Here is a 244-nt window from a genome sequence, read left to right as displayed (position 1 = left end):
GGGTCACAGGTTCGAATCCCGTCGTAGCCACCATCTTTTTTGCGGGAGTGGCGAAATTGGTAGACGCACCAGATTTAGGTTCTGGCGCCGCAAGGTGTGCGAGTTCAAGTCTCGCCTCCCGCACCATTCACCCGTAAGCGTTGCACGGATGGGGTATCGCCAAGCGGTAAGGCACCGGTTTTTGATACCGGCATTCCCTGGTTCGAATCCAGGTACCCCAGCCATCGAAGAAAATGTTAGTATT

Annotated in this window: 2 tRNA genes; both read left to right on the top strand. The window is 54.5% G+C overall.

From position 1 onward, the window contains the following. Nucleotides 1–41 precede the first annotated feature (41 nt). A tRNA-Leu gene (locus tag FDW94_RS03865) sits at nucleotides 42–126 on the top strand. A gap of 23 nt (nucleotides 127–149) precedes the next feature. Next, a tRNA-Gln gene (locus FDW94_RS03860) sits at nucleotides 150–224 on the top strand. The last annotated feature ends 20 nt before the right edge of the window (nucleotides 225–244 follow it).

It is taken from the genome of Citrobacter sp. wls757 (assembly GCF_005280935.1).
Taxonomy (GTDB): Bacteria; Pseudomonadota; Gammaproteobacteria; order Enterobacterales; family Enterobacteriaceae; genus Citrobacter; species Citrobacter portucalensis.
Note: the sequence above shows the minus strand (reverse complement) of the source record. Positions and strands in the feature narration are given on the sequence as shown.